Genomic DNA, 23,231 nt, shown 5'->3' with positions numbered 1-23,231 from the left:
GCGCCCAGGATCATGAGGACGTACGAGCACGTACGTGGACGTACGACGTTTCGACTGATCCGGGAGAGAACATGCCGCACTCCGCGCAGACGCATCGACTGGTGGACGTTCCGGGCGGCCGGGTCCATCTGGTGGAAGAGGGCGAGGGCCCCCTGGTCCTCCTCGTCCACGGCTTCCCGGAGTCCTGGTACTCGTGGCGCCACCAGCTCCCCGTCCTCGCCGAGGCGGGCTACCGCGCGGTGGCGATCGACGTGCGCGGATACGGCCGCTCGTCGAAGCCGCGGGAGGTGGACGCGTACCGGATGACGGAGCTCGTCGCCGACAACGCGGCGGTCGTACGAGCCCTGGGCGCGCAGACCGCGACGATCGTGGGCCACGACTGGGGCTCGGGCATCGCGGCGAACTCGGCCCTGCTCGAACCGGACGTCTTCACGGCGGTGGGCTTGCTGAGCGTGCCCTACGCGCCACGGGGAGGCCCCCGCCCCACCGAGGTCTTCGGCATGATCGGCGGCCCCGACGAGGAGTTCTACGTCAGCTACTTCCAGGAGCCGGGCAGGGCGGAGGCGGAGATCGAACCCGATGTACGGGGCTGGCTCGCGGGCTTCTACGCGGCGCTGTCGGCGGACACGATGCCGTCACCGTCCGACGGCCCGAGCCTCCACTTCGTTCACCGTGGCGGCCGGATGTCCGACCGCTTCACCGCGGACGCGGGCCTCCCCTCCTGGCTGACGGAGGCGGACCTCGACTTCTACGCGGCCGAGTTCGAGCGCACGGGCCTGACCGGCGCCCTCAACCGCTACCGCAACGCCGACCGCGACTGGGAGGACCTGACGGCACTGGACGGAGCCCCGATCCTCCAGCCGTCCCTGTTCATCGGCGGCGCCCAGGACGCGTCGACGACATGGCTGGCCGACGCGATCAAGGCGTACCCGCAAACCCTCCCCGGCCTGTCCGCGTCCCACATCCTCGAGGGCTGCGGCCACTGGATCCAGCAGGAGAGGGCGTACGAGGTGAACCGCCTGCTGGTGGAGTGGCTGAGGGAGGTGCAGGCGGCCTGAGGGCGGTGGCCCGGCCTCCCCCTCAGTGGCCGACGGGGGGCTCCATGCAGCCGGTCTCCATGAACGGGCCGTTGGCCCTCGCCTCGTAGTTCGTCGGCTGGACGAAGGCCGTCACGCAGGCGTCCTTGCGGACTCGGAGGCCGATCATTGTGCCTTCGGGGGTGATGTACTCGTCGTTCTCGTAGCGGGAGCGCATCTCCTGCACGGTGAGACTCCCGCTGAGGACCTTGCCCTTGCTGCCGGTCCTCACGATCTCGTAGCCGAGTTCGCCGGTGAGCGCGGCCCGGACGCTCTCCGGGTCCCACTTCTTCTTGGCGTGGAGCCGCTTGAGCACGGGCCGCATACGGGCGGCCTCGGCCTCGGCGGCTTCCTCGCTCCCGGGGGTCATGTCGCCGGGGCGGCGGTAGGCGTTGTTGTCGCCGTTGTGCGGTGCGCCGTCGACGACGCCGGGCTCGACGTACGGGGAGGGGGCGGGGCTTGAGCTCTGGCTCGGTGCGGGGGCGGCGGCGGTGCCGTGCGGCTTCTCGCCGCAGGCGGTTATCAGCGCGGCGCCTACGAGCAGCGCGGACACCGCGCCGACGCGCCGTCGCTGAGTTGAGGTGACCATGCGGACCATGGCGGTGACTTTGCCATGGTCGCGTGATGCGCGCCGCTCGATCGGGATACGGCTAGGACACGGTCTGCGCCCGGAACTTCTCCACGATGGCGGCCGGGGCCTTCTCCGGCGAGCCTGCGTCGTACGGGGGCTGGGGGTCGTACTCGATGAGCAGCTGTACGGTCTGCGCGTGCTCGTCGCCCGCGATCTTCCCGGCCAGGGTGAGGCCCATGTCGATCCCGGCGGAGACGCCCGCGCCGGTGACGTACTTCCCGTCGAAGACGACGCGCTCTCCGGTCGACTCGACCCCGAACTGCTTGATCTGCTCCAGCGCCAGCCAATGGGAGGTGGCGCGCCGTCCCTTGAGAAGCCCGGCGGCGGCGAGGATGAGCGACCCGGTGCAGACGGAGGTGGTCCAGGTGGTGGTGGCGTCGACGCGGCGGAGCCAGTCCAGTAGAGCCTCGTTGCCGAGGGCGGGCTCCGGACTGCCGGGTACGACGACGATGTCCGGGCTGCTGACCTCATCGAGGGACTTCGTGGCGACGAGGGAGAGGGTGCGGGTGTCGTCGAGGACGGGGCCCGCCTGTTCGGCGACGAAGACGACTTCGGCACCGGGAAGTCCGGAGAGGGTCTGGAAGGGGCCTATCGCGTCGAGGACGGTGAAGTTGTCGTAGAGGAGGACGGCGATCTGCATGAGAGGTCCTTTCCGGAGGCGATGAGGCTTTAGGGCGGGGGAGTTGAGATGTCGCGCGGTAGCTCAAGTCTTCTGTCGGGGCCTGGCGGCCGCAATGACGAAGACCCCACCTTTACTGCCACGCTTCCTGACACACTTCCTGCCACGCTTCCTGCCGAGCGCCGGTCATGGGCGGCCCGGTTATCCACAGGGTTGCCGGAGGCGGGGTCGGTTGGGGGAGCCTTGGGGGATGGGGAGGGCGCGTCGGCCGGTGCCGGCTTTGCGGGGGATGACGGTTGAGGGCGTGCTGCTCGCGCGTACGGCCCTGGACGCGGGGTGGCCGCCGAGCAGGCTGTACCGGACGTTGGCCGGCGAGGGGTGGACGCGGGTCCCGACGGGGACATGGGTGGAGCCGGAGCGCGAGCTGGATCTGCCGATGAGGCTCAGGGCGGGGCAACTCGCGATGCCCGGCCTGGTGGCGAGTCACCGGGCGGCGGCGGTGCTCTGGCGCATCGAAGTACTCCGGGAGGAATTGGAGTTCACGGACCCGTGCGGTAAGCGCCGCCGGGCGGGGGCGCGTACGCACTGGCTGCGGTTGCCTCCGGAGGACGTCACGACGACGAGGGGGCTGAGGGTGACGACGGTAGCGCGCACCCTTGCTGACCTGCTGCGGGGTGGACCGAGGGAGGAGGCGCTGGTGGCGGTGGACTCGGCGCTGACGTGGCGCAGGGTGGGGCGGGTACGGAGGGGTCCGTTGATCGAAGTGGGCGCAGTGGCGGCGGCTTTGGAAGCGGACGGAATGCCGGGGGCGACGCGGGGGCGCCGGTGGCTGGGGCTGGCCGATCCGCTCGCCGGTTCGCCGGCGGAGACGGTGGCGCGGCTGCGGATGCGGGACGCGGGGTTGCGGCCGTGTGCGCAGGTGGAGTTGCTGACTCCGAGCGGCCGCGGGTGCCGGCCGGATTTCTTCTTCAGGGAGGAGGGCGTGGTCGTCGAGATCGAGGGTTACGCCTACCACGGCTCCCGCGAGGCCCACCGCCGAGACCTGGCCCGCTACAACGACCTCGCGTCCTGCCCCGGGGTACGGGTGGTGCTGCGCTTCGGAGCGGAGGACATCTTCAACGCGCCGGAGGCGTTCGTGGCGAGGGTAAGGGCGGCGGTGGCGACGGCGAGAGCCGACGGAAACTGACCGCACTGAAGAACGGGCGGGGTTGTGGTGGCCCGGGGGTGGTGGCCGGGGCCGCCCGGTGCTCCGGAGTGTGGCGCTTCCGGCGGGCCAGTAAAGGGCGCTCCTACGTCGCGTCGGCTCCGCCGATTCCGCTGCGCTCCACCCTTGACTGCCCCACCTCCACCGCAGAAGCCCTGTGTACCGGGCGGCCGGGAAGGGGGCGTAGGGGAAGGGGAGCGGTCTCGACGGTTTCCTGCCGGGTGCGGACTGGTTCGTCGAAGCTCGGTCAGGTGGAGTGGCCGGGCCCGGACGGCCGGGACGGCTCCGGTGGCGGGGTCCGGTCGAACGGCTCGGCTCCGGTGGCGGGGAGGGGTTTCGAGGCCGGGTGCGGACTGGTTCGTCTCAGCTCGGCCAGGTGGGTGCGGCGAGGCCCGGGCAACCGGCACAGCGCGGAGCAGGAAGCGGGCGTGGAGGGGGGAAGGGGGCCGCGAAATGCAAGAGAGTCCCACGAGGGCCCTGGCCTCGCCGCTCGGGGATGGGACTTTCGTGCATTTGCCCCTCGACTGAGGACCCATGTGCCAGAGATGACCGAAATGTGCGAGCCCAGGGCGGTCACCCTGCCGGTGCAGGGCTGGTCGGGCTGACGGGCACCGCCCGGTGGCCGCGCTGGGAGGGGCGCCGTGGCCGAGAGTGCCGAAGCTTCGCCGGGGCTGCGCGGCTGGTGCGACGATCACCCTCGTGTCTTCGCTGCTGCCCGCCGTGGAATGCGTGGAATGAGAGGACGAGAAGACGTGGATGTGTATGAAGCCGTGGACAGTCGCAGGGCCGTGCGGGCGTTCAGCGATGAGCCGGTGGCCAGAGGAGTGCTCGAACGAGTGCTGGCCTCGGCGACGCGGGCTCCGTCGAGCGGAAACCTGCAGCCGTGGCACGTATACGTCGTGACCGGTGAGCCCTTGGCTGAGCTGAAGGAGCGCGCGACGGCCCGGGCGCTGGCGGGAGACGCGGGTGATGAGCGGGAGTACCCGATGTACCCGGCCGAGCTGACATCGCCGTATGCGGACCGTTTCTCAGCCGCGGCCGTTCAACGCCACAAGGCGCTGGGAATCGAGCGCGATGACCCCGACAGGCCAAAGAAGATCGCCGCGTTGAACTCGGAGGCATTCGGTGCGCCGGTCGTGCTGTTCTGCTACCTCGACCGGACGATGGGGCCAGGACAGTGGGGGGACGCGGGCATGTACTTGCAGACGGTCATGCTGTTGCTGAGGCCGGAAGGGTTGCACAGCTGCCCGCAGGTGATGTGGACCATGTACCGCAGGACTGTCAGTCAGGTGGTCGGAGCCGATGACGGGCGGGTGCTGTTCTGCGGCGTCTCGGTGGGATACGAGAAGGACGGCGTGCCGCGACTGCGTACGGGGCGGGCGGACATGACGGAGACGGTTAGCTTCATCGGAGCGTGACTCGCCCCCTGACCGGCAATCCTCACGAGGTGTCCGCACCAGACGGGACACGGCGACCCGCACCCGGCATCAAACCCCCTCCCCGCCCCGGAGCTGTGTCGGTTGTCGGGGCCCCGCCACACCCACCTGGCCGAGCCGAGACGAACCAGTCCGCACCCGGCGTCAAACCCCTCGCCGCCGCCGGATCTGAGCCGTTTGTCCCGGCCCCGCCACTTCACCTGGCCGAGCTGAGACGAACCAGTCCGCACCCGGCGTCGAAACCGTCGCGCCCACCCCCTGCCCCTACGCCCCCTTCCTGGCCGCCCGGTATATGTGGCTTCTGCGGTGGAGGTGGGGCAGTCAAGGGTGGAGCGCAGCGGAATCGGCGGAGCCGACGCGACGCAGGAGCGCCCTTTACTGGCCCGCCGGAAGCGCCACACTCCGGAGCACCGGGCGGCCCCGGCCACCACCCCACCCAGGCCCACCACAACCCCGCCCGTTCTAGGGCTCCCATGCCCGCGGGGCGCGGTTACTCGCAGGGGTGGATTCGGCTCTGGGTCTTTACGTGGCGTATGAGGTGGGCGAGGCGCTCGGGGGTGGTCGAGAGTTCGGTGGACGGTGCGTCGCTCTCGCGGAGCTTCACTGTGCCGGGGTGCTGGGCGCGCAGTTCGACGCAGTCGGATGAGTCACCGCCGCCGGAGTACGAGGACTTCTGCCATGCGGTCTGCTGTGTCATGTCGGGGTCCTTCACATGCTTCGCATGATGCGGTGGATGAGGTCCTTCGACTCTATGACCCCCAATGCCGCCCCCTCCACCTTGCTCAGGACCTCTCGGTAGCGGCTGAGCTGCGCTTCCGCGTCAAGGAAAGCGCCACCGTGCGGGGTATCCATCAGCACGGTGTCCAGCTGCGGTACCGGACCCCGGGCGTACAGCAGCGTGTCCGCTATTCCGGCGAAGCCGTCCACTTCGAACGGGACGATGCGGACGGTCACTTGTGGGTGGTCCGTTCGATCCAGGATGTGCTGCAACTGGTCGCGTGCGGTCTTGGTGCCAGCGGCCCGGATTCGCAGGGCCGCTTCGTGGATCACCGCCTCGTAGCGGAAGGCTCGGCGCTCGTCGAGAATCTCCTGGCGTCGCAGGCGGAACCGTACGCGTACTTCGAGTTCCTCCCGGGGGAGTTTCGGGACCGTGGACGTGAAGATCGCCCGTACCTGGTCCTCCGTCTGCAGGAGAGCGGGGATGTGAACGCTCTGAAAGGTCCACAAGTCTGAAGCGTGGTGCTCCAGTTCGGCCAGATCCAGGTACCCGGACGGCACCGACTCCCGGTATGCCTCCCACCAGCCCCGCGTCCGTTCGGCTGCCATGCGGGACAGGGCGTCGATCAAGGCGGAGTCGTCGCAGGCGTACTGACTGGCCAGATGACGCACTCGCTCCTCGCTGACGCCGACCCGGGCTGCTTCTGTCGCGGAGACCTTGGTTTCGGCGATACCGGCGGCACGAGCCGCGTCCCGGCCCGTCAGGCCTGCTCGTTCGCGCAACTTGCGCAGCTCGGCGCCGAGCCGTTCCTGGCGTGCGGTGATGACGCTTCTCGCCGGCATGTGCATGGCTCCTTGGGGGAGTTGGAGAAGCCGAGTATCCCAGTTGAGGTTGACGGGGTTCAACTGAACCCCTACTTTCAGTGATGCAACCCTCACGCTGCGAAACCGGAAAGCTCCCGGAAGCGCACCGCCCCGTCACGCCTTGACGGCCGCGGCATGGCCACCGGCGGTTTGTCGCAGTGCTGCTCGACTCCCCTTAGCAGCTGGAGTACCGCCATGCCTGAAGCGACCCGTGCCGCGAACCGCGAAGCGACCCGCACCGAGCCCGACGAACCCTGGGAGTACACCCTCTACGTCCCTCACGACCTCCGCGCGGTCACGATCGGCCGCAGAGCCCTCCGCCTCGTCCTCGCCGCGCACGGCCTGCCGCACCTCGCCGAGGTGGCCGAGCTGGTGGCGACCGAGCTGCTGAGCAATGCCCTCCGACATACGAAGGGACCTGCCGCCCTGCGGCTGCGGTGGGCGGGGCGGGTGCTGCGGATCGGGGTGTGGGACGGCGACCCGACGCCCCCGGAACTGCCGCCGGACGTCGTATCGGCGTACGCGGAGGACGGGCGGGGCCTCGCGCTTGTCCGGAGCTGCTCCGACGAGTGGGGGTGGTACGCCCTCGCCGGGGTGGGTGAGGGTTCCGGGGGAGGCGGAGGGGCTGGGCGCGGCGGCGGGAAGTACGTGTGGTGCGAGTTGGCTGCCGCGTAGGCGGGCGCGGTCAGTGCGATGGGGCCGAGCGTGATCGCTGCGGCCCCATCGTGGTGGTGACGGTTCCCCCGGACATGCGTCGGCCGCGGTGGCTCCCCCTCCGCGCCACCGCGGCCGATCGGTTCCCCCGTCGGGATGTAAGGCTTGGGTCAGTCCTTGGGCGGGGCGGGCGTGTGGCCCTCGCCCTGCGTGGTGGCCGTGCCGTCCTTGGCCGGCGGGGCGGGCGTGTGGCCCTCGCCCTGCGTGGTGGCCGTGCCGTCCTTCGCAGGCGGAGCGGGCGTGTGGCCCTCGCCCATGGTGGTAATGCCGGTGTTCTTGTCGATTTCGCTCATACGAGACAACTCCTTCGCTCTGGGCGGGGCTTCAGGATCAGATACGCCCGTTCGGCAACTCCCCCGAGGATCGCCGAACGGGCGTATTGGGCCGCTCACCATATCCGTAGGGCCCGTGCGACCCGTCTGCCCCCCGACGCGACGGATCGACCCCATGAGAGTGGCAGCCGCCCATAAACGTTCGATGAACGCCGCGTCGGGTGGCTCAGGCAGCGGTGACGGGAGCGAGGAGCTTCCTCACCTGAGCGGCCTCCGGTGCGCCCGCTTCCTCGTGAATGGCCAGCGCCTCGCGCCAGCAGGCCTGGGCGCGGTCGACCTGCCCGAGGGCGACAAGAGACCTTCCCAGCAGCGTCAGGACGTTGGCCCGCATCCACTCGCCGCCCACGCAACCGATGGCGAGCGCCTGCTCGGAGTGCTGGGCCGCCTGCGCCGCATGACGGTCCGCGAGGTACACCTGGGCGATGCGGTAATGCGTCGTACCCTGCCACAGACGCTGGCGGTTCTCGGCGAAGATCTGCAGGGCGTCGTTCAGCTGGTCGAGGGCTTCCGGGCGGCGATTGGCGTCGCTCAGGGCGAGCCCCAGCGCGTACTTCGCGTTGGCGAGGCGGAACGTGACCCCGAGGTCGCTGTATATGGCGATCCCCTGCTGTGCGAGATCGATCGACTTGGTGGTGCGTCCCATCGCGAGGAGGGCCCGCGACAGGTTGCACAAGGCGCTCGCCTCACTGTGGCGGTTGCCGTCGGCGCGGAAGACCTCGATGGCCTCGCGCAGGTGAACCTCGCTCACAGCGGGCTGGTTGATGCAGTTGTTGACGATTCCCTGCTCGTTGAGAGCGTTTCCGGTGGTCCAGGGATCCCTGGAGTCCGAGGCGAGCGAGGCGGCACGCTCCAGCTCGACGGCGGCGTCATCGAAGCGTCCGACCTTGTTGAGGACCTGGGCCAGGCTCACCCTCGCGCGCCCCTCGGCGTGCGCGTCCCCCACTGCGGCGGCGGCATCGCACGCGGCGCGCGTCGCCATCTCGTAGCGGTAGGAGATCGCCCCGGACTCCGCGAGGTCCTTCGCCGCGAGCAGCAGGTCCACCGCGCGCCGCAGGTTGTCGTGGCCCAGCGAATGCTGGACGCACGCGAGGATGCAAGCGGCCTCCGCGTGCAGCCAGTCGAAGGCCTTGGTGCTGTCGGTGAAGTCCAGTCCGGCCCGGTCGGTGACCTCCAGGTGGTCCGCCGTCCGATCCCCCGGCCGCTCAATCGCGTACACCCGTGCCGCCGACGCCAGATAGAAGTCCAGCAACCGCGACGTCGCCGCGCCCCGCTCCCCCTCCGACAGCTCCCTCTCCGCGCACGCACGCGCGTAGAGCCGGACCAGGTCGTGGTAGCGGTAGCGGCCGGGGGCCGCTGATTCGACCAGGGATGTGTCGACCAGCATTTCCAGGAGGTCCTCCGTCTCCTCCTGGGGCAGGTCGAGGACCGCCGCCGCTGCCGCGAGGGAGAGGTCCGGGCCGTCTGCCAGGCCGAGGAGCCTGAACGCCCTCGCCTGCGCCGGCTCCAGCTGGCCGTAGCCCAGTTCGAAGGTCGCCTTGACCGCGAGGTCGCCCGCCTGGAGTTCGTCCAGGCGCCGCCGCTCGTCCGCCAGCTTGGCGGCGAGGGTCGAGACCGTCCATGTGCGGCGCGCCGCCAGGCGCGAGGCCGCGATGCGGATCGCCAGGGGCAGGAAGCCGCACGCCGCGACGACGTCAAGCGCCGCCTTGCGTTCCGACTGCACCCTTTCCTCGCCGACGATCCGCGTGAAGAGGAGGAGGGCTTCCTCCGGGGACATCACGTCCAGGTCCACCAGGTGGGCGCCCGCCAGGTCCACCATGCGGATCCGGCTGGTGACCAGGGCCGCGCAGCCCTCCATGCCGGGGAGCAGCGGACGTACCTGTGCCGCGTCGCGCGCGTTGTCCAGGACCACCAGGACCCGACGCCCGTCGAGCACCGATCGGTACAGCGCCGCCCGCTCCTCCAGGGAGTCCGGGATCGCCGAGTCCGGTGTGCCCAGGGCGCGGAGGAAGGCGCCGAGTACCGTTTCCGGCTCCGCCGCCCTCGCGCCGGCGCCTTGCAGGTCCACGTACAGCTGGCCGTCGGGGAAGTAGGTGCGTGCCACATGCGCCACGTGGACCGCGAGGGTCGTCTTGCCCACGCCGCCGATGCCCGCGAGCGCCGAGACGGCCATCACGCGGCCCTCCGCCGCCGACAGGATCTCGCTCAACTCGGACACGAAGGACGCGCGGCCCGTGAAGTCCGGGACCGTCGCCGGGAGCTGGGCCGGGCGTACCACTGCGGCGGCCGGTTCCGGGGTCGCCGCCGAGGGCTCGGCGAGGGCCGGGTCCGCCTGGAGGATCCGCTGCTGGAGTTCCTTGAGGCCGGTGCGCGGGTCCACGCCCAGTTCGTCGGCGAGCAGGCGGCGCGTGTCCGCGTAGACCGCGAGGGCCTCCGCCTGGCGCCCGCTGCGGTACAGGGCCAGCATCAGGAGTTCGCGCAACCGCTCTCGCAGGGGGTGCGCTGCCGTGAGGGCCGTCAGCTCCGATACGGCCTCCGCGTGGCAGCCGACCTCCAGGTCCATGTCCAGGCGGGACTCCAGGAGCTGGAGGCGCCACTCCTCAAGGCGTGTGCGCTCCGTTTCCGCGTACGGACCGGGGACGTTGGCGAGGGGTTCGCCGTGCCAGAGGCCGAGCGCCTTGTTGACCAGGGCGCGCGCCTGGCAGAGGTCGCCGACGCCGCGCGCCTTCTCCGCCTCCGCCCACAGGTCCTCCGCGAGCGACAGGTCCAGGGCGCCGTCGGCCGCCGCGATGGCGTAGCCGCCCGACTCGCTGACCAGGACACCGGCGGGCAGCACCTTGCGCAGGCGCGAGGCGTACGTACGGACCGCGGCGAGCGCCTGCGAGGGCGGTTCGTCGCCCCAGAGGGCGTCGATCAGCTCGTGTGCCGTCGCCGTGCGCCCGTCCCGCAACAGGAGCGCCGCCAGGAGCGCGCGCTGCTGCGGAGAGCCCATGGAGAGCTGCTCGGCGCCGTGCCATGCGCGTACGGGGCCGAGCACGCTGAAGTGCGGTCTCAGTTCCTCGGGGGCGTTCCCCGGGGCCGGACGCCGCTGGTCCGGTACTCGCGGTACCACGTCCATCGCTCCCCCTGCTGCCGTGCCCGGCCGTCGCCGTGCCTGGTCGTGCGCCGCGGGTCTGCCCTGCCCGCGATTCTCGCTCTGTGCCTCGCTCGGTATCCACCTGTCTCTTGCTCCCCGCCAGTTTGCCTTGTTCATGGCGGATGCGTCAGCAGTGGGAGACGGCTCTCACAGGGTCCACGCACTCCTCGGCCGGTAATCGTGCGTGTACGGAGAGCCGATGTGCGGCCGATCGAAGGCCGGCCGGGGGCCGAGCGAACGCTGAGTGACGGCCGGTCGGAGGACGGCCGAGTGCCGAACGATGGCTGACGGGGAGCTGACGGGTCGTCAGATCAGCGCTACCGTGGAGGACATGGAGACCACTGAGACCCTGCCGACGTTCCCGAGGATCATCTCGGTGGACGACCACACCGTTGAGCCCGCCCACGTCTGGCGGGACAGGCTGCCGGCGAAGTACCAGGACAGCGGGCCGCGCATCGTCCGGGCGCCCCTGAAATCAATGAGCTTCATGGGCGGAAAGTTCGCCCCGGTGATGGGCGCGAAGGGGGATGACGGGCCCATCGGCGACTGGTGGATCTATGAAGATCTTCACCGTCCCCTCACCCGCCTCGACACCGCCGTCGGCTACGACAGGGACGAGATCAAGCTCGAGGTCATCACGTACGAGCAGATGCGCCCGGGCTCCTTCAGCGTGCCCGACCGCCTCGCCGACATGGACGTCAATCACGTCCAGTCCGCCCTCTGTTTCCCCACGTTTCCCCGTTTCTGCGGGCAGACGTTCACCGAGGCCAAGGACCGCGAACTCGGCCTGCTCGCGGTCCAGGCGTACAACGACTGGATGGTGGAGGAGTGGTGCGGGCCCGAGGCGCAGGGCCGTCTCATCCCGCTCACCCTCATTCCGCTCTGGGACGCCGAGCTGGCCGCCGCCGAGGTCCGCCGCAACGCCGCCCGCGGCGTGCGCGCCGTCGCCTTCTCCGAGATACCGCCCCACCTGGGCCTGCCCTCCATCCACACGGACGAGTGGGACCCCTTCCTGCGGGCCTGCGACGAGACCGGCACCGTCGTCGCCATGCACATCGGGTCGAGCAGCAAGATGCCGTCGACCTCCGCCGACGCGCCGCCCGCCGTCGGGTCCACCATCACCTTCGCCAACTGCTGCTTCTCGATGGTCGACTGGCTGATGAGCGGCAAGTTCGAACGCTTCCCGAACCTGAAGATCATGTACGCCGAGGGACAGATCGGCTGGATCCCGTACATCCTGGAGCGCGCCGACGTGGTCTGGGAGGAGAACCGCGGGTGGGGCGGGGTCGCCGACAAGGTGCACCGGCCGCCGTCCGAGCTCTTCACCGAGCACGTCTACGGCTGCTTCTTCGACGATGCCTTCGGGCTGAAGAACCTCGACGCGATCGGCGTCGGCAACGTCCTGTACGAGACCGACTATCCGCACTCGGACTCGACCTGGCCCAAGTCGCGACAGGTCGGCGAGGACCAGATGGGGCATCTGGCGCCGGACGTCGTCGACCGGATCGTGCGGGGCAACGCCATCGACCTGCTCGGCCTGACCGCCGACGGGCTGTGGCCCGGGGCCTGATGCCACCGGGAGCCCGGGCACCTGGCGGGGCGCCCGGGCTCCTCTGCGTTTCTCTTCCCTGCCTCTCTTCCGCCCCCTCTTCCGTGCTCCTGCCCTCCTACCCCTTGCCTGACGGACCGTCAGATACGACGATGAGTCCCGTCGCCATATATGACGTACCGTCAGATCAAGGTGAGGGGTCGGGTTCCCATGGCTGCCAACGCGCCGGCGCACATATTCCCGCAAGGGCGACTGGTCTACGGGATGCAGCTCCCGATCCAGTCGCAGAGCGTCATGTACGCGGAGGCGTGGGAGGCGGACGCCACCACCGAGGATCTCGCGGAGATCGCCCGCACCGCCGACCGGAGTGGCTTCGCGTACATCGCGAGCTGCGACCACGTGGCCATTCCGCGGCGGCTCGCCGACACCATGAGCACCGTCTGGTACGACCCGGTGGCCACGCTCTCCTTCCTCGCGGGGATCACCGAGAACGTACGGCTGATGAGCCATGTCGCCGTGGTCGGGCTACGGCATCCCCTCGTCGGCGCCAAGCAGTACGCCACCCTGGACCGGCTCAGCGGCGGGCGGCTGATCCTCGGGGTCGGGGCCGGGCACGTGCAGGAGGAGTTCGACGCCGTGGGCGCCGACTTCGAGCGGCGCGGGCCCGTGCTCGACGAGAGCATCGACGCGCTCAAGGCCGCGCTGGGGCCCGAGGAGTATCCCGAACACCACGGCGAGCACTTCGACTTCGGCGGGCTCGGGCAGAAACCGCGGCCCGCGCAGGAACGCGTGCCTGTCTGGGTGGGCGGTTCGTCGCCCGCCGCCGTCCGCAGGGCCGCCGTGCGCGGTGACGGCTGGCTGCCGCAGGGCGACCCGCGCGACAAGCTGCCCGCGCAGATCGCGAAGCTCAAGCGGCTGCGCGAGGAGGCGGGGGTGCAAGAGCCGATCGTCGTGGGGGCGATCGCCGAGCCCCTGTACGTGGGGGAGCCCGGCTGGTCCGTGGGCCGGCGCACCCTCAGCGGGAAGCCCGACGCCCTCGCGGAGTCGCTGCGCGCGTACGGGGCGATGGGGGTCCAGCAGATCCAGGTGCGCTTCCGCAGCCGCGGCCGCACCGAACTCACCGACCAGATGGCGGCGTTCGCCGCCGAAGTCGCCCCGCACCTGAACTGACCGACCTCTCTGCGCGCCACCACTCAAGGAGATTCGTATGGGCAAGCTGGACGGGCGCGTCGTCATCGTCACCGGTGGGGCGCGCGGGCAGGGCGAGCAGGAGGCGCGGCTCTTCGCCGCCGAGGGGGCGCGGGTCGTCATCGGCGACGTGCTCGACGAGCAGGGCGAGACCCTGGCCAAGGAGCTCGCCAGGGAGCACGGCGGGGACGTGGCCAGGTTCGTGCACCTCGACGTCGGCCGGGAGGCCGACTGGGGCGCGGCGGTCGACGCCGCCAAGGACGCCTTCGGGAAGGTCGACGGCCTGGTCAACAACGCGGGGATCCTGCGCTTCAACGAGCTCGTCAGCACCCCGCTCGAAGAGTTCCAGCAGATCATCCAGGTCAACCAGGTCGGCTGCTTCCTCGGCATCCGCACCGTCGCGCCCGAGATCGCCGCCGCCGGGGGCGGGACCATCGTGAACACCGCCTCGTACACGGCGATGACGGGCATGGCCTACGTCGGCGCGTACGCCGCGACCAAGCACGCCATCCTCGGGCTCACGCGCGTCGCCGCCCTTGAGCTGGCCGACAAGAACATCCGCGTCAACGCCGTCTGCCCGGGGGCCGTGGACACCCCGATGACCAACCCCGCGCAGCTCGATCCCTCCGCGGATCCGGTGGAGGCGGGGGAGGCCGTCGCCGGGCTCTACAAGAAGCTCGTGCCGCTCGGCCGGATCGGGAAGCCCGAGGAGGTGGCCGCCCTCGCGCTGTTCCTGACCGGGGACGACTCCGCCTACATCACCGGCCAGCCGTTCGTCATCGACGGGGGCTGGCTCGCGGGCGTGAGCATCGTCTGACGGTGCATCAGGTATTGACGCTCCACCCGCCCGGTGGAACAGTCGACGTCATCAAGATCTGACGGTTCGTCAGAAACTCACGAGGATGGTGAACCTCCTTGGAATTCGGTCTCTTTGTACAGGGATACGTGCCCGCCAAACGGGCCAAGGTCGACCCCGAAGCCGAGCACAAGGCGCTCATCGAGGAGACCGAGTACGTCATCCAGGCGGACAAGTCCGGCTTCAAGTACGCCTGGGCCTCCGAGCACCACTTCCTGGAGGAGTACTCGCACCTCTCCGCCAACGACGTCTTCCTCGGCTATCTCGCCCACGCCACCGACCGCATCCACCTCGGCTCCGGGATCTTCAACCCGCTCGCCCCGGTGAACCACCCGGTCAAGGTCGCCGAGAAGGTCGCCATGCTCGACCATCTCTCCGAAGGACGCTTCGAGTTCGGGTCGGGACGCGGCGCAGGGTCGCACGAGATTCTGGGCTTCATGCCGGGCATCACCGACATGAACCACACCAAGGAACTCTGGGAAGAGACCATCGCCGAGTTCCCCAAGATGTGGCTCCAGGACGAGTACGTCGGCTTCCAGGGCAAACACTGGTCGCTGCCGCCCCGCAAGGTCCTGCCCAAGCCGTACGGGAAGTCGCACCCGGCGATGTGGTACGCCGCCGGGTCCCCGCCCTCGTACGCGATGGCCGGCAAGAAGGGGCTCGGGGTCCTCGGCTTCAGCGTGCAGAAGGTCTCCGACATGGAGTGGGTCCTGGAGTCGTACAAGACGGCCATCAAGGATGCCGAGCCCGTCGGTGACTTCGTCAACGACAACGTCATGGTGACCTCGACCGCGATCTGCGCGGAGACCCACGCGAAGGCCGTGGAGATAGCCGTCAGCGGCGGCCTGAACTATCTGCAGTCCCTGCTCTTCCGCTACCACGACACCTTCCCGCGCCCCGAGGGCATCCCCGAGTGGCCCGAGCTCCTCCCCGAGTACACCGAGGAGATCATCGAGCTGCTCATCGCGGAGGAGCTGATGATCTGCGGTGACCCGGACGAGGTGCTCACGCAGTGCAAGCGGTGGGAGCAGGCCGGTGCGGATCAGCTCAGCTTCGGGCTGCCGATCGGGATCTCGCCCGAGGACACGAAGAACACGATCAAGCTGATCGGTGAGCATGTGATTCCGAAGATCGATACCGATCCCGTGCATCGGACCTCGCGGATGCGGGGTACCTCCGGCGGTTGAGCCGCCTTTGACTGCCCCGGCCTTCCCTTCCCGGACGGAGGTCGGGGCACCCTCTTCGCCCTTCGGGCGTGTCCTCAAGCGCCGGACGGGCTGTTCCCGCCCACCCACCCGTTCTGGACGGGTTGAATCCGCACCGAAAAGACACCGATCAAGGGGGCTGTTCACCGTCATGCTCGACCACCTCATCAAGGGCGCGACCGTAGTCGACGGGACCGGTGCCCCCGCGCACGTTGCCGACGTAGGCATACGGGACGGGCGCATCGCCGTCATAGCCGAGCCGGGAGCCGTGGCCGAAGAGGCCCGGACCAGCGAAGACGCCGAGGGCCTGATCCTCGCCCCCGGATTCGTCGACCCGCACACGCACTACGACGCCCAGCTCTTCTGGGACCCCTATGCGACCCCGTCCCTCAACCACGGCGTCACCACCGTCGCGGGCGGCAACTGCGGTTTCACGCTCGCCCCGTTGAACCCCGCGAGGCCCGAGGACGCCGATTACACGCGCCGGATGATGTCCAAGGTCGAGGGCATGTCCCTGGTGGCGCTCGAAGAGGGCGCGCCCTGGTCGTGGAACTCGTTCGGTGAGTATCTGGACGCCCTGGACGGGCGCGTCGCCGTCAACGCGGGCTTCATGGTGGGGCACTGCGCGCTGCGGCGGTACGTCATGGGCGCGGACGCGGTCGGCGGGCAGCCGACCCCCGAGCAGCTCGACGAGATGCTGCGGCTCTTCCACGACGCCATGGACGCCGGAGCCTGGGGGCTCTCCACCACGCAGTCCTCCACGCACTCGGACGGCGACGGGGAGCCGGTGGCATCCCGGCACGCGAAGCCCGCCGAGCTGATCGCGCTCAGCCGGGCCGTCGCCGAGCACGAGGGCACGCAGATCGAGGCCATCGTCGCCGGATGTCTCGATCAGTTCAGCGACGACGAGATCGACCTGTTCGTGGAGATGAGCGCCGCCGCCGGGCGGCCCCTGAACTGGAACGTCCTCACCATCGACTCCGCCGTCCCCGAGCGCGTCCCGCGCCAGCTGGTCGCCAGCGAGCGCGCCCGCAAGTCCGGCGGCCGGATCGTGGCCCTCACGATGCCGATCCTCACCCCCATGAACATGTCGCTCGGCACCTTCTGCGCCCTGAACCTGATTCCGGGGTGGGGCGACGTGCTCGGCCTCCCCGTCCCCGAGCGCATCGGCAAGCTGCGCGACCCGGAGGTCAGGGGCGAGATGCTGCGCCGCGCCGCGAGCAAGGAGGCCGGGGTCTTCAGGCGCCTCTCGAACTTCGACCGGTACGTCATCGGGGACACCTACTCCAAGGAGAACGAAGGCCTCACCGGACGTGTCGTCGGTGACATCGCCGCCGAGCGCGGCCAGGAGGCCTTCCAGTGCCTCGTCGAGATCTGCGCCAACGACGACCTGCGTACGGTCCTGTGGCCGATGCCCTCCGACAACGACCCCGAGTCGTGGGCCCTGCGCCAGGAGGCCTGGCAGCACGAGGACGTCATGCTGGGCGGCTCCGACGCGGGCGCGCACCTGGACCGCATGTGCGGAGCCCCGTACACGACCCGGTTCATCGGGGACTGCCTGCGCGGGCGCAAGCTCGTCGGGCTCGAGCAGGCGGTGAAGATGCTCACCGACGATCCCGCTCAGCTCTTCGGGCTGCGCGAGCGGGGCCGCATCGAGGAGGGCTTCCACGCCGACCTCGTCCTCTTCGACCCCGAGCGCATCGACGCGGGCAAGGCCACGCTGGTGCACGACCTGCCCGGCGACAGCCCGCGCCTCGACTCGAAGGCGATCGGCGTCAACGCGGTCTGGGTCAACGGAGTCGAGGCCATCCGCGAGGACCGGGTGACGGGCGCGACGCCCGGCACGGTGCTCCGCTCGGGCCGGGACACCAGGACGGTGAGCACCAAGTGAGTGATCGAGTCGCTCCGGAACAGCGGCTGTTCGTCGGCGGCGAGTGGGTCGAGCCCGACGGCGGGCACTACGAGGTGATCAACCCGGCCACGGAGGACGTCGTCGGCCTCGCTCCCGAGGCGAGCCGCGAGCAGGTGCACGCGGCGGCCGGCGCCGCCCGCGAGGCCTTCGCCACCTGGTCGCGCACCACCCCCGAGGAGCGGGCCGCGGTCCTCGACGGTGCGGCCGAGATCATGCGACGCGACTTCGCCTCGTACGCGGAACTCGCGCAGGCGGAGAGCGGCGCCACGACCGGGACGGCGCGCGGGATGCAGGTCGCGGTGGCGGTGGCGCGCTTCAAGCGGTACGCGAAGGGCGCCCTCGAACCGGTCGAGGAGGCCCTGCCGCCGCAGATCAGCGAGGCGGGCCCGATGGGCAAGGCGGGCGTCCTGGGTGCGCTGGCCGTCCGCCAGCCGGTGGGCGTCGTCACCTGCATCACCTCGTACAACAACCCGTGGGCCAACCCGGCGGGCAAGGTGGCCCCCGCCCTGGCCATGGGCAACACGGTCGTCGTGAAACCCGCCCCGCAGGACCCGCTGTCGGTGTACCGGATGGCGGCGGCCCTGGAGGAGGCCGGGGCGCCGCCGGGAACGGTGAACGTGGTGAGCGGCGCGCGCCCGGAGGTGGGCGAGGCGGCCGTGGACTCGGCGGACGTCGACATGGTGAGCTTCACCGGCTCGACGGCGGTGGGGCAGCGGATCGCCGAGGTGTGCGGCCGGGACATGAAACGCCAGCTGATGGAGCTGGGCGGCAAGGGCGCCGCGCTCGTCTTCGAGGACGCGGACCTGGACTCGGCAGTGGCGGGGATCGGCACGACGTACGCCTTCTACAGCGGGCAGATCTGCACGGCCCCGACGCGGGTGATCGCGCACCGCACGGTCTATGACCGGCTGATCGAGAAGCTGACGGGTTACATCGGCTTCATGAAGGTCGGCGATCCCCGGGAGCAGGGGACGGTCGTCGGCCCGGTGATCTCGGCGGCGCACCGCGACCGCATCGAGTCGTACGTGGAGCTGGGTCGTAAGGAAGGCGCACGGGTCGTCGCGGGCGGCGAGCGCCCGGCGGGCCCCGGCCTCGACCGCGGCTTCTACGTCGCGCCGACCCTGCTCGCCGACTGCACGAACGACATGCGGGTGGTCCGGGAGGAGATCTTCGGGCCGGTCGTGGTGGTGGTCCCCTTCGACGACGAGGAGGAGGGCATCGCGCTGGCCGACGACAGCGACTACGGCCTCATCGACTACGTCTGGTCGGGCGACGTGGCCCGCGCCTTCCGGGTCGCGCGGCGGCTGCGGGCGGGCGGGGTCGGCGTGAACACGATCGGCCGGAACATGGAGGCGCCGTTCGGAGGGTTCAAGAAGAGCGGGGTCGGGCGGGACGTGGGCTCGTACGCGCTGCACGCGTACAGCGAGCTCCAGTCGATCGTGTGGCCCGGGTGAGGCTCGGGTGAGGTCCTGACGACCGGGATGATGTCCGTTATGTGGAATGCCGGAAGATACCCGGGAAAATTTTGAAGCGGGGCAAAACGGACAGCGCTGCGGTTCCCGCATACCGGACGGTCTGGCTTTTGCCTGGCAATGGATGAGCGTTACGGAATTGCGCTCGCGTAATCGATGGGCGATGCCCCGATTCGCCCATCGAATACAAGTCGGGCGATCCGGATTCGCATCCTCCGTATATGGAAACCGCAGCCCTTAACGTCCTGTTCATGACCCAGTTGGACGTACGGCCCCAGGCCGGAGACACGGTAAACGGCGCCCCCGACGGGGGCGTACGCGCCAAAGGGCTCGGCGGGAACTCCGTCGGCCTCATGGGCAGCGCCGTCATCGGCATCTCCACCGTCGCCCCCGTCTACTGCCTGACGTCGACCCTCGGCTCCACGGCCGGCGAGGTCGGCCTGGCCATGCCCGCGGTCTTCCTCGCGGGCTTCCTGCCGATGCTCCTGGTGGCCTTCGCCTACCGCGAGCTGAACAAGGCCATGCCGGACTGCGGCACCTCGTTCACCTGGACGGTCAAGGCCTTCGGCCCCCGGATCGGCTGGATGTGCGGCTGGGGCCTCGTCATCGCCACGATCATCGTCCTGTCGAACCTGGCGGGCGTGGCGACCTCGTACTTCTGGCTCCTGGCCGGCGAGATCACGAGCAGCGACTCCGTGGCGGCCCTCGACGACAACAAGGCCGTCCACATCCTCACCTGCCTCGCCCTGATCGCCGCGGCGACGGCGATCAGCTATCGCGGGATGACGGCCACCAAGGGCGTGCAGTACCTCCTGGTGGGGCTGCAACTCGTGGTCCTCGCGCTGTTCGTCGTGATGGCCCTGGGCAAGGCGAACAGCGGCGACATCGCCGGGTCCATGGACTTCTCCTGGTCCTGGCTGAACCCGTTCTCCGTGCAGTCCTTCGGCGCCTTCACGGCCGGTCTCTCCCTGTCGATCTTCATGTTCTGGGGATGGGACGCGTGCCTGACCGCCAATGAGGAGACCACCGGCAGCGAGAAGACGCCGGGCCGCGCGGCGCTCATCTCCATGGTCGTCCTGATCGGCTCCTACCTCGCCACCGGAATCGCCGCGCAGATGGCCGTCGGCTCCGGCGACAAGGGCCTGGGCCTGGCCAACCCGGACACCTCCGACAACGTCTTCGCCGCCCTCGCCGGGCCGATCATGGGCAACGGCCTGGGCATCCTGCTCTTCGTCGCGGTCCTCGCGTCGGCCGCCGCCAGCCTCCAGACCACGTTCATCCCGGTGGCCCGCACGGTCCTTGCCATGTCGACGTACGAGGCGCTTCCGGCGTCCTACGCGCGCGTGCACCCCCGGTTCAAGACGCCGGGCCGTGCCACGGTCGTCGCGGGCGTGGCGACCGGCGCCTTCTACACGGTCATGACGCTGGTCTCCGAGCACGTCCTGGTCGACACGATCTACGCGCTCGGCCTCATGATCTGCTTCTACTACGCCCTGACGGCCTTCGCCTGCGCCTGGTACTTCCGCCGCGAACTGTTCTCGTCCGCGCGCGACTTCGCCTTCAAGGGCTTCTTCCCGGTGTTCGGCGGCATCCTGCTCACCGCGGTCTTCGTGAAGACCCTCGTGGACATGTGGAACCCCGCCTACGGCAGCGGCTCCTCCGTCTTCGGCGTCGGCTCGGTCTTCGTGATCGGCGTGGGCCTGCTGCTCGTCGGCGTGGTGATCATGCTGGTGATGGGCCGCAAGAGCCCGGCGTTCTTCCGTGGCGAGGTCCTGAAGCGGGACACCCCGGCGCTGGTCGTCGCGGACTGAACTCGGCCCCGCCGTCTCGGTGCGGGCGGCCCGCCGACCGCAGGTGCGTCGTGGTTGCTCGCGCAGTTCCCCGCGCCTCAGGGGCGCGGGGAACTGCGCGGCCCGCCCCCACCGGCGGTCAGGCGGCCACGACCGCGCCGCCCTGCTAGCTCCGGCCCAGGAAGATCGGGTTCGTGAAGGCCGCGAGCGGGCCCGGCAGGCCCGTCGTCACCGGTGGGTGGCGGACCTCGGCCCGTACGTAGGCCGCGTAGGACGGGGTTGTCCGCCACTCCGCCTTGCCGGAACCGGATGCGGGCAGCGCCGGGGCCGCGAAGAGGTTGCCCTGGTCCGTCACGAAGTGGATCGTGCAGCCGGGGGCGCCGGTCACGTCGAGGCGGACCGTCACCGGGGCGTCCTGCTCGACGTAGAGGCGATCGCCGATGCCCGCCTGCTTGCCCTTGCCGCCGGTGGCCGTGAACGTGAGCGCGACGTTCTTGTTCTCGGCGACATAGCTGTGGCCCGCGCGGATGCCCGCCTGGATGGCGTCGCGGGACAGGGAGTCGGCGAGCACCACCGTCTGCGGGGTGCCGACGGGGTCGGGGTCGCGGTGGGCGTCGCTGTTGCCCATGGCCGGGATCCACGGCTTGCGGCCGCGCACCGACGCGACGAGCGTGCCGTCCCACTCGGCGAGGGACACCTCGTCGTCCGGGGTGTAGGCGCCGTTCCACACCTCCACTGCGTCCGCCTCCGCGAAGCCGAACTTCCAGTTGCAGCCGATGCAGGTGCCGTGCGGATGGGCGGGGACGACCAGGCCGCCCGCGTCGCGGACCTCGCGGGCGAACTTGCCGAAGCGGTTGTCGCGGGCGCGGTAACGCCAGTCGACGAACGTGCCGGGGTCCGTGCCGAGGGCGACCACGTGGCCGTTGCGCGTGGTGACCTCCTCGCCCAGCATGACCAGGAGGTCGTCACCGGCCGCCGCCGCCCAGTGGGCGTGCGAGGAGTGCGTGTTGTGGTCGGAGGAGTTGATGAAGTCCAGGCCCGCGGCCCGCGCGAGCGCCGCGATCTCGGCCGGGGTGCGCCTGCCGTCCGAGTGCCAGGAGTGCAGATGGCAGTCGCCGCGGTACCAGGCGCGGCCCCGCCCCTTCGCCCGCTGCGGCGGATAGACCGGCCGGGGCGTTGTGCCGGGCTCCCCGTACTTGAGCGTGATCGTGACTTCGTACGGGAGGCCCTGCGGGGCGACGGTGTACGGGCCGAGCGCGATGTTCCAGGTGCCCGCCTTGACCGGCCCCGGGATGTAGCCGGGCGTCGCCTCGTCGGCGCGGATGAAGAACTCCGTGCGCGCGCCGCCCGACCAGCCCCGGAAGCCCTTGCCGCCGAGGGTCGTGCCGCGCTGGTCGAAGATGCCGATGTCCAGCGCGTTGCCCTGGGTGCCCGCGGGGACGGTGACCTTCTCGTAGGTGTACGCGACGTGGATCTCCCGTACCCCGTCCGGTACTTCGACTGGCAGGTACACGAAGTCGGGTGACCCGGTGGGCAGCGTGCCGCGCACCACCTTGGTCTCGTCGCCACTTCCGGATTCACGCCCTGCGGCGCTCGCGAAGCTCACGCTGTTCAACGTAAGCGCGGCGGCGGCTCCCGTCACGAGCAGACCGCGCCGGTTCAGGGGTGTGTTGGCGGCTCTGATCCGGTGGTGTTCGTCCTCGCACATGTGTCGGCTCCCCGGGGTGTCGGAAGGGACTGCAGGGCAACCCTGGTATTGAGCCGTGAACTCGGGCGCAAGGGAAGGCAATTGACAGACTTACGGGTGGTGTCGGGCGCGGGTCGGCCTCTGACCTCCCTCAGTGGCCGCCGCGGGCCTTGCGAACGCGGCGGACGGCGATCATGACGATGATGATCACTGCGATGACGGCGATGATCCCGATGACCAGCCCGACGCCCTTGGACTTCTTCTTCTTCTTGGACTTGGGCTTGGCCTTGGACTGCGACTCGTCCGCCGCTCCGGTGGCCGTGCCGGTCAGCACGGCCGCGGACGCGGCCGTGGCCCCGGTCGGGTGCGTCGTCGAGGCTGCCGCGGTCCGCGGGACGGCCGCGTACGCCCCCGCGGAAGCCGTACCTCCCAGCAGCGCCCCGAGCAGCAGCAGTACGGTCGCGAAACGAAGTCGCATGGGGAACCCCCCGATTCCGTCGATTCCGTCGATTCCGGCGGATCCTAGGCCACCCGGAGCCCCGCGCCTAGGCGCTCGCCCCCGCTGCCCGGAGCACGGCGGCCGTCTCGGCGTGGGAGCCGTGGGACGCCCAGTACAGCGGGGTGTTGCCCGTGCCGTGGACGGACGCGCCGTACAGCGTGGTCGTGCCGTCGGGGTGCGGGGTTTGCGGGTCCGCGCCCGCGCGCAGCAGCGCCCTCACCTCGGTGGTGTGGCCCAGCTCCGCCGCCAGGACCAGGCGCTGCGTCTGCTTCTTGCGGCGTCGTCTGCTCATGGAGGGCAGGGTAGGTCGGCGGGCGCGTGAGGTGGTCGGATTTTCCGCTCCCCCG

20 protein-coding genes are annotated in these 23,231 nt (G+C 70.2%); 11 read left to right on the top strand and 9 right to left on the bottom strand.

The features are described 5' to 3' along the window. The first annotated feature begins 71 nt into the window (after positions 1 to 71). On the top strand, positions 72 to 1,058 hold the full coding sequence (locus tag ABZ906_RS27775) for an alpha/beta hydrolase (protein WP_361387120.1): 987 nt from the start codon (positions 72 to 74) through the stop codon (positions 1,056 to 1,058). Positions 1,059 to 1,080: 22 nt separating this feature from the next. Here ABZ906_RS27775 and ABZ906_RS27770 read toward each other — a convergent pair whose 3' ends face one another. Continuing rightward, on the bottom strand, positions 1,081 to 1,674 hold the full coding sequence (locus ABZ906_RS27770) for a hypothetical protein (RefSeq protein WP_361387117.1): 594 nt from the start codon (positions 1,672 to 1,674) through the stop codon (positions 1,081 to 1,083). 52 nt (positions 1,675 to 1,726) lie between these two features. Beyond that, the gene (locus ABZ906_RS27765) at positions 1,727 to 2,347 is read right to left on the bottom strand and encodes a DJ-1/PfpI family protein (protein WP_361194666.1); all 621 of its coding nucleotides are present in this window, start codon (positions 2,345 to 2,347) and stop codon (positions 1,727 to 1,729) included. Between the two features lie 283 nt (positions 2,348 to 2,630). Between ABZ906_RS27765 and ABZ906_RS27760 the strand changes: the two genes are divergently transcribed. Continuing rightward, a complete protein-coding gene (locus tag ABZ906_RS27760; RefSeq protein ID WP_361387114.1) occupies positions 2,631 to 3,512 on the top strand; it encodes a hypothetical protein in 882 nt (293 codons plus the stop codon). Between the two features lie 770 nt (positions 3,513 to 4,282). Further along, positions 4,283 to 4,948: a nitroreductase gene (locus tag ABZ906_RS27755; protein ID WP_361387111.1), complete on the top strand. Its 666-nt coding sequence runs from the start codon at positions 4,283 to 4,285 to the stop codon at positions 4,946 to 4,948. Positions 4,949 to 5,456: 508 nt separating this feature from the next. On the opposite strand, the gene ABZ906_RS27750 is transcribed toward ABZ906_RS27755, so the two are convergent. Together ABZ906_RS27750 and ABZ906_RS27745 are read right to left on the bottom strand one after the other, a co-directional pair. Beyond that, a complete protein-coding gene (locus ABZ906_RS27750; protein ID WP_361387108.1) occupies positions 5,457 to 5,663 on the bottom strand; it encodes a DUF397 domain-containing protein in 207 nt (68 codons plus the stop codon). Positions 5,664 to 5,674: 11 nt separating this feature from the next. After that, positions 5,675 to 6,526 (bottom strand): helix-turn-helix transcriptional regulator, encoded by an 852-nt coding sequence (locus ABZ906_RS27745; RefSeq protein WP_361387105.1) that lies wholly within the window; start codon positions 6,524 to 6,526, stop codon positions 5,675 to 5,677. A 216-nt stretch (positions 6,527 to 6,742) separates the two neighbouring features. On the opposite strand from ABZ906_RS27745, the gene ABZ906_RS27740 reads away from it, so the two are divergent. Further along, positions 6,743 to 7,222 carry an ATP-binding protein gene (locus ABZ906_RS27740; protein ID WP_361387102.1) on the top strand — a complete coding sequence of 160 codons (480 nt, stop codon included), beginning with the start codon at positions 6,743 to 6,745 and terminating at the stop codon, positions 7,220 to 7,222. A gap of 149 nt (positions 7,223 to 7,371) precedes the next feature. Here the strand turns inward: ABZ906_RS27740 and ABZ906_RS27735 are convergent, their stop codons facing one another. Then, positions 7,372 to 7,554 (bottom strand): sigma-like protein, encoded by a 183-nt coding sequence (locus ABZ906_RS27735; RefSeq protein WP_361194675.1) that lies wholly within the window; start codon positions 7,552 to 7,554, stop codon positions 7,372 to 7,374. Between the two features lie 205 nt (positions 7,555 to 7,759). Beyond that, positions 7,760 to 10,708: a BTAD domain-containing putative transcriptional regulator gene (locus ABZ906_RS27730; RefSeq protein ID WP_361387099.1), complete on the bottom strand. Its 2,949-nt coding sequence runs from the start codon at positions 10,706 to 10,708 to the stop codon at positions 7,760 to 7,762. A gap of 367 nt (positions 10,709 to 11,075) precedes the next feature. On the opposite strand from ABZ906_RS27730, the gene ABZ906_RS27725 reads away from it, so the two are divergent. From ABZ906_RS27725 to ABZ906_RS27695, 7 genes are all read left to right on the top strand, one after another. Beyond that, positions 11,076 to 12,296, top strand: a complete 1,221-nt coding sequence (locus ABZ906_RS27725) for an amidohydrolase family protein (RefSeq protein ID WP_361194710.1) — start codon at positions 11,076 to 11,078, stop codon at positions 12,294 to 12,296. A 189-nt stretch (positions 12,297 to 12,485) separates the two neighbouring features. Continuing rightward, entirely contained in the window at positions 12,486 to 13,445 is a 960-nt protein-coding gene (locus ABZ906_RS27720) for an LLM class F420-dependent oxidoreductase (protein WP_361387096.1), read from the top strand. Between the two features lie 37 nt (positions 13,446 to 13,482). Further along, complete coding sequence (locus tag ABZ906_RS27715) at positions 13,483 to 14,280, top strand: glucose 1-dehydrogenase (protein ID WP_361387093.1); 798 nt, start codon at positions 13,483 to 13,485, stop codon at positions 14,278 to 14,280. Between the two features lie 98 nt (positions 14,281 to 14,378). Next, the gene (locus tag ABZ906_RS27710) at positions 14,379 to 15,506 is read left to right on the top strand and encodes an LLM class flavin-dependent oxidoreductase (protein ID WP_361387090.1); all 1,128 of its coding nucleotides are present in this window, start codon (positions 14,379 to 14,381) and stop codon (positions 15,504 to 15,506) included. Positions 15,507 to 15,675: 169 nt separating this feature from the next. Then, entirely contained in the window at positions 15,676 to 17,415 is a 1,740-nt protein-coding gene (locus ABZ906_RS27705) for a D-aminoacylase (protein ID WP_361387087.1), read from the top strand. Continuing rightward, the gene (locus tag ABZ906_RS27700; protein WP_361387084.1) at positions 17,412 to 18,890 is read left to right on the top strand and encodes an aldehyde dehydrogenase family protein; all 1,479 of its coding nucleotides are present in this window, start codon (positions 17,412 to 17,414) and stop codon (positions 18,888 to 18,890) included. The genes ABZ906_RS27705 and ABZ906_RS27700 overlap by 4 nt, the downstream gene beginning before the upstream one ends. Positions 18,891 to 19,159: 269 nt before the next feature. After that, a complete protein-coding gene (locus tag ABZ906_RS27695) occupies positions 19,160 to 20,719 on the top strand; it encodes an APC family permease (RefSeq protein WP_361194712.1) in 1,560 nt (519 codons plus the stop codon). A 145-nt stretch (positions 20,720 to 20,864) separates the two neighbouring features. Here ABZ906_RS27695 and ABZ906_RS27690 read toward each other — a convergent pair whose 3' ends face one another. From ABZ906_RS27690 to ABZ906_RS27680, 3 genes are all read right to left on the bottom strand, one after another. Beyond that, positions 20,865 to 22,406, bottom strand: a complete 1,542-nt coding sequence (locus ABZ906_RS27690; RefSeq protein ID WP_361387081.1) for a CehA/McbA family metallohydrolase — start codon at positions 22,404 to 22,406, stop codon at positions 20,865 to 20,867. Between the two features lie 130 nt (positions 22,407 to 22,536). Next, a complete protein-coding gene (locus ABZ906_RS27685) occupies positions 22,537 to 22,863 on the bottom strand; it encodes a hypothetical protein (RefSeq protein WP_361387078.1) in 327 nt (108 codons plus the stop codon). A gap of 67 nt (positions 22,864 to 22,930) precedes the next feature. Beyond that, entirely contained in the window at positions 22,931 to 23,176 is a 246-nt protein-coding gene (locus ABZ906_RS27680; protein ID WP_361387076.1) for a hypothetical protein, read from the bottom strand. Positions 23,177 to 23,231: the final 55 nt, after the last annotated feature.

The organism is Streptomyces sp. NPDC046925 (genome assembly GCF_040644915.1).
Lineage (GTDB): Bacteria > Actinomycetota > Actinomycetes > Streptomycetales > Streptomycetaceae > Streptomyces.
This window is presented reverse-complemented; position numbering and strand designations above follow the sequence as displayed.

Bases quoted from the DNA above. Each gene is read 5' to 3' on its own strand.
- ABZ906_RS27720 (WP_361387096.1), top strand. From the start codon at position 12,486: ATGGCTGCCAACGCGCCGGCGCACATATTCCCGCAAGGGCGACTGGTC.
- ABZ906_RS27685 (WP_361387078.1), bottom strand. From the start codon at position 22,863: ATGCGACTTCGTTTCGCGACCGTACTGCTGCTGCTCGGGGCGCTGCTG.
- ABZ906_RS27745 (WP_361387105.1), bottom strand. From the start codon at position 6,526: ATGCCGGCGAGAAGCGTCATCACCGCACGCCAGGAACGGCTCGGCGCC.
- ABZ906_RS27735 (WP_361194675.1), bottom strand. From the start codon at position 7,554: ATGAGCGAAATCGACAAGAACACCGGCATTACCACCATGGGCGAGGGC.
- ABZ906_RS27730 (WP_361387099.1), bottom strand. From the start codon at position 10,708: ATGGACGTGGTACCGCGAGTACCGGACCAGCGGCGTCCGGCCCCGGGG.
- ABZ906_RS27740 (WP_361387102.1), top strand. From the start codon at position 6,743: ATGCCTGAAGCGACCCGTGCCGCGAACCGCGAAGCGACCCGCACCGAG.
- ABZ906_RS27690 (WP_361387081.1), bottom strand. From the start codon at position 22,406: ATGTGCGAGGACGAACACCACCGGATCAGAGCCGCCAACACACCCCTG.
- ABZ906_RS27705 (WP_361387087.1), top strand. From the start codon at position 15,676: ATGCTCGACCACCTCATCAAGGGCGCGACCGTAGTCGACGGGACCGGT.
- ABZ906_RS27765 (WP_361194666.1), bottom strand. From the start codon at position 2,347: ATGCAGATCGCCGTCCTCCTCTACGACAACTTCACCGTCCTCGACGCG.
- ABZ906_RS27750 (WP_361387108.1), bottom strand. From the start codon at position 5,663: ATGACACAGCAGACCGCATGGCAGAAGTCCTCGTACTCCGGCGGCGGT.
- ABZ906_RS27770 (WP_361387117.1), bottom strand. From the start codon at position 1,674: ATGGTCCGCATGGTCACCTCAACTCAGCGACGGCGCGTCGGCGCGGTG.
- ABZ906_RS27775 (WP_361387120.1), top strand. From the start codon at position 72: ATGCCGCACTCCGCGCAGACGCATCGACTGGTGGACGTTCCGGGCGGC.
- ABZ906_RS27695 (WP_361194712.1), top strand. From the start codon at position 19,160: ATGACCCAGTTGGACGTACGGCCCCAGGCCGGAGACACGGTAAACGGC.
- ABZ906_RS27715 (WP_361387093.1), top strand. From the start codon at position 13,483: ATGGGCAAGCTGGACGGGCGCGTCGTCATCGTCACCGGTGGGGCGCGC.
- ABZ906_RS27680 (WP_361387076.1), bottom strand. From the start codon at position 23,176: ATGAGCAGACGACGCCGCAAGAAGCAGACGCAGCGCCTGGTCCTGGCG.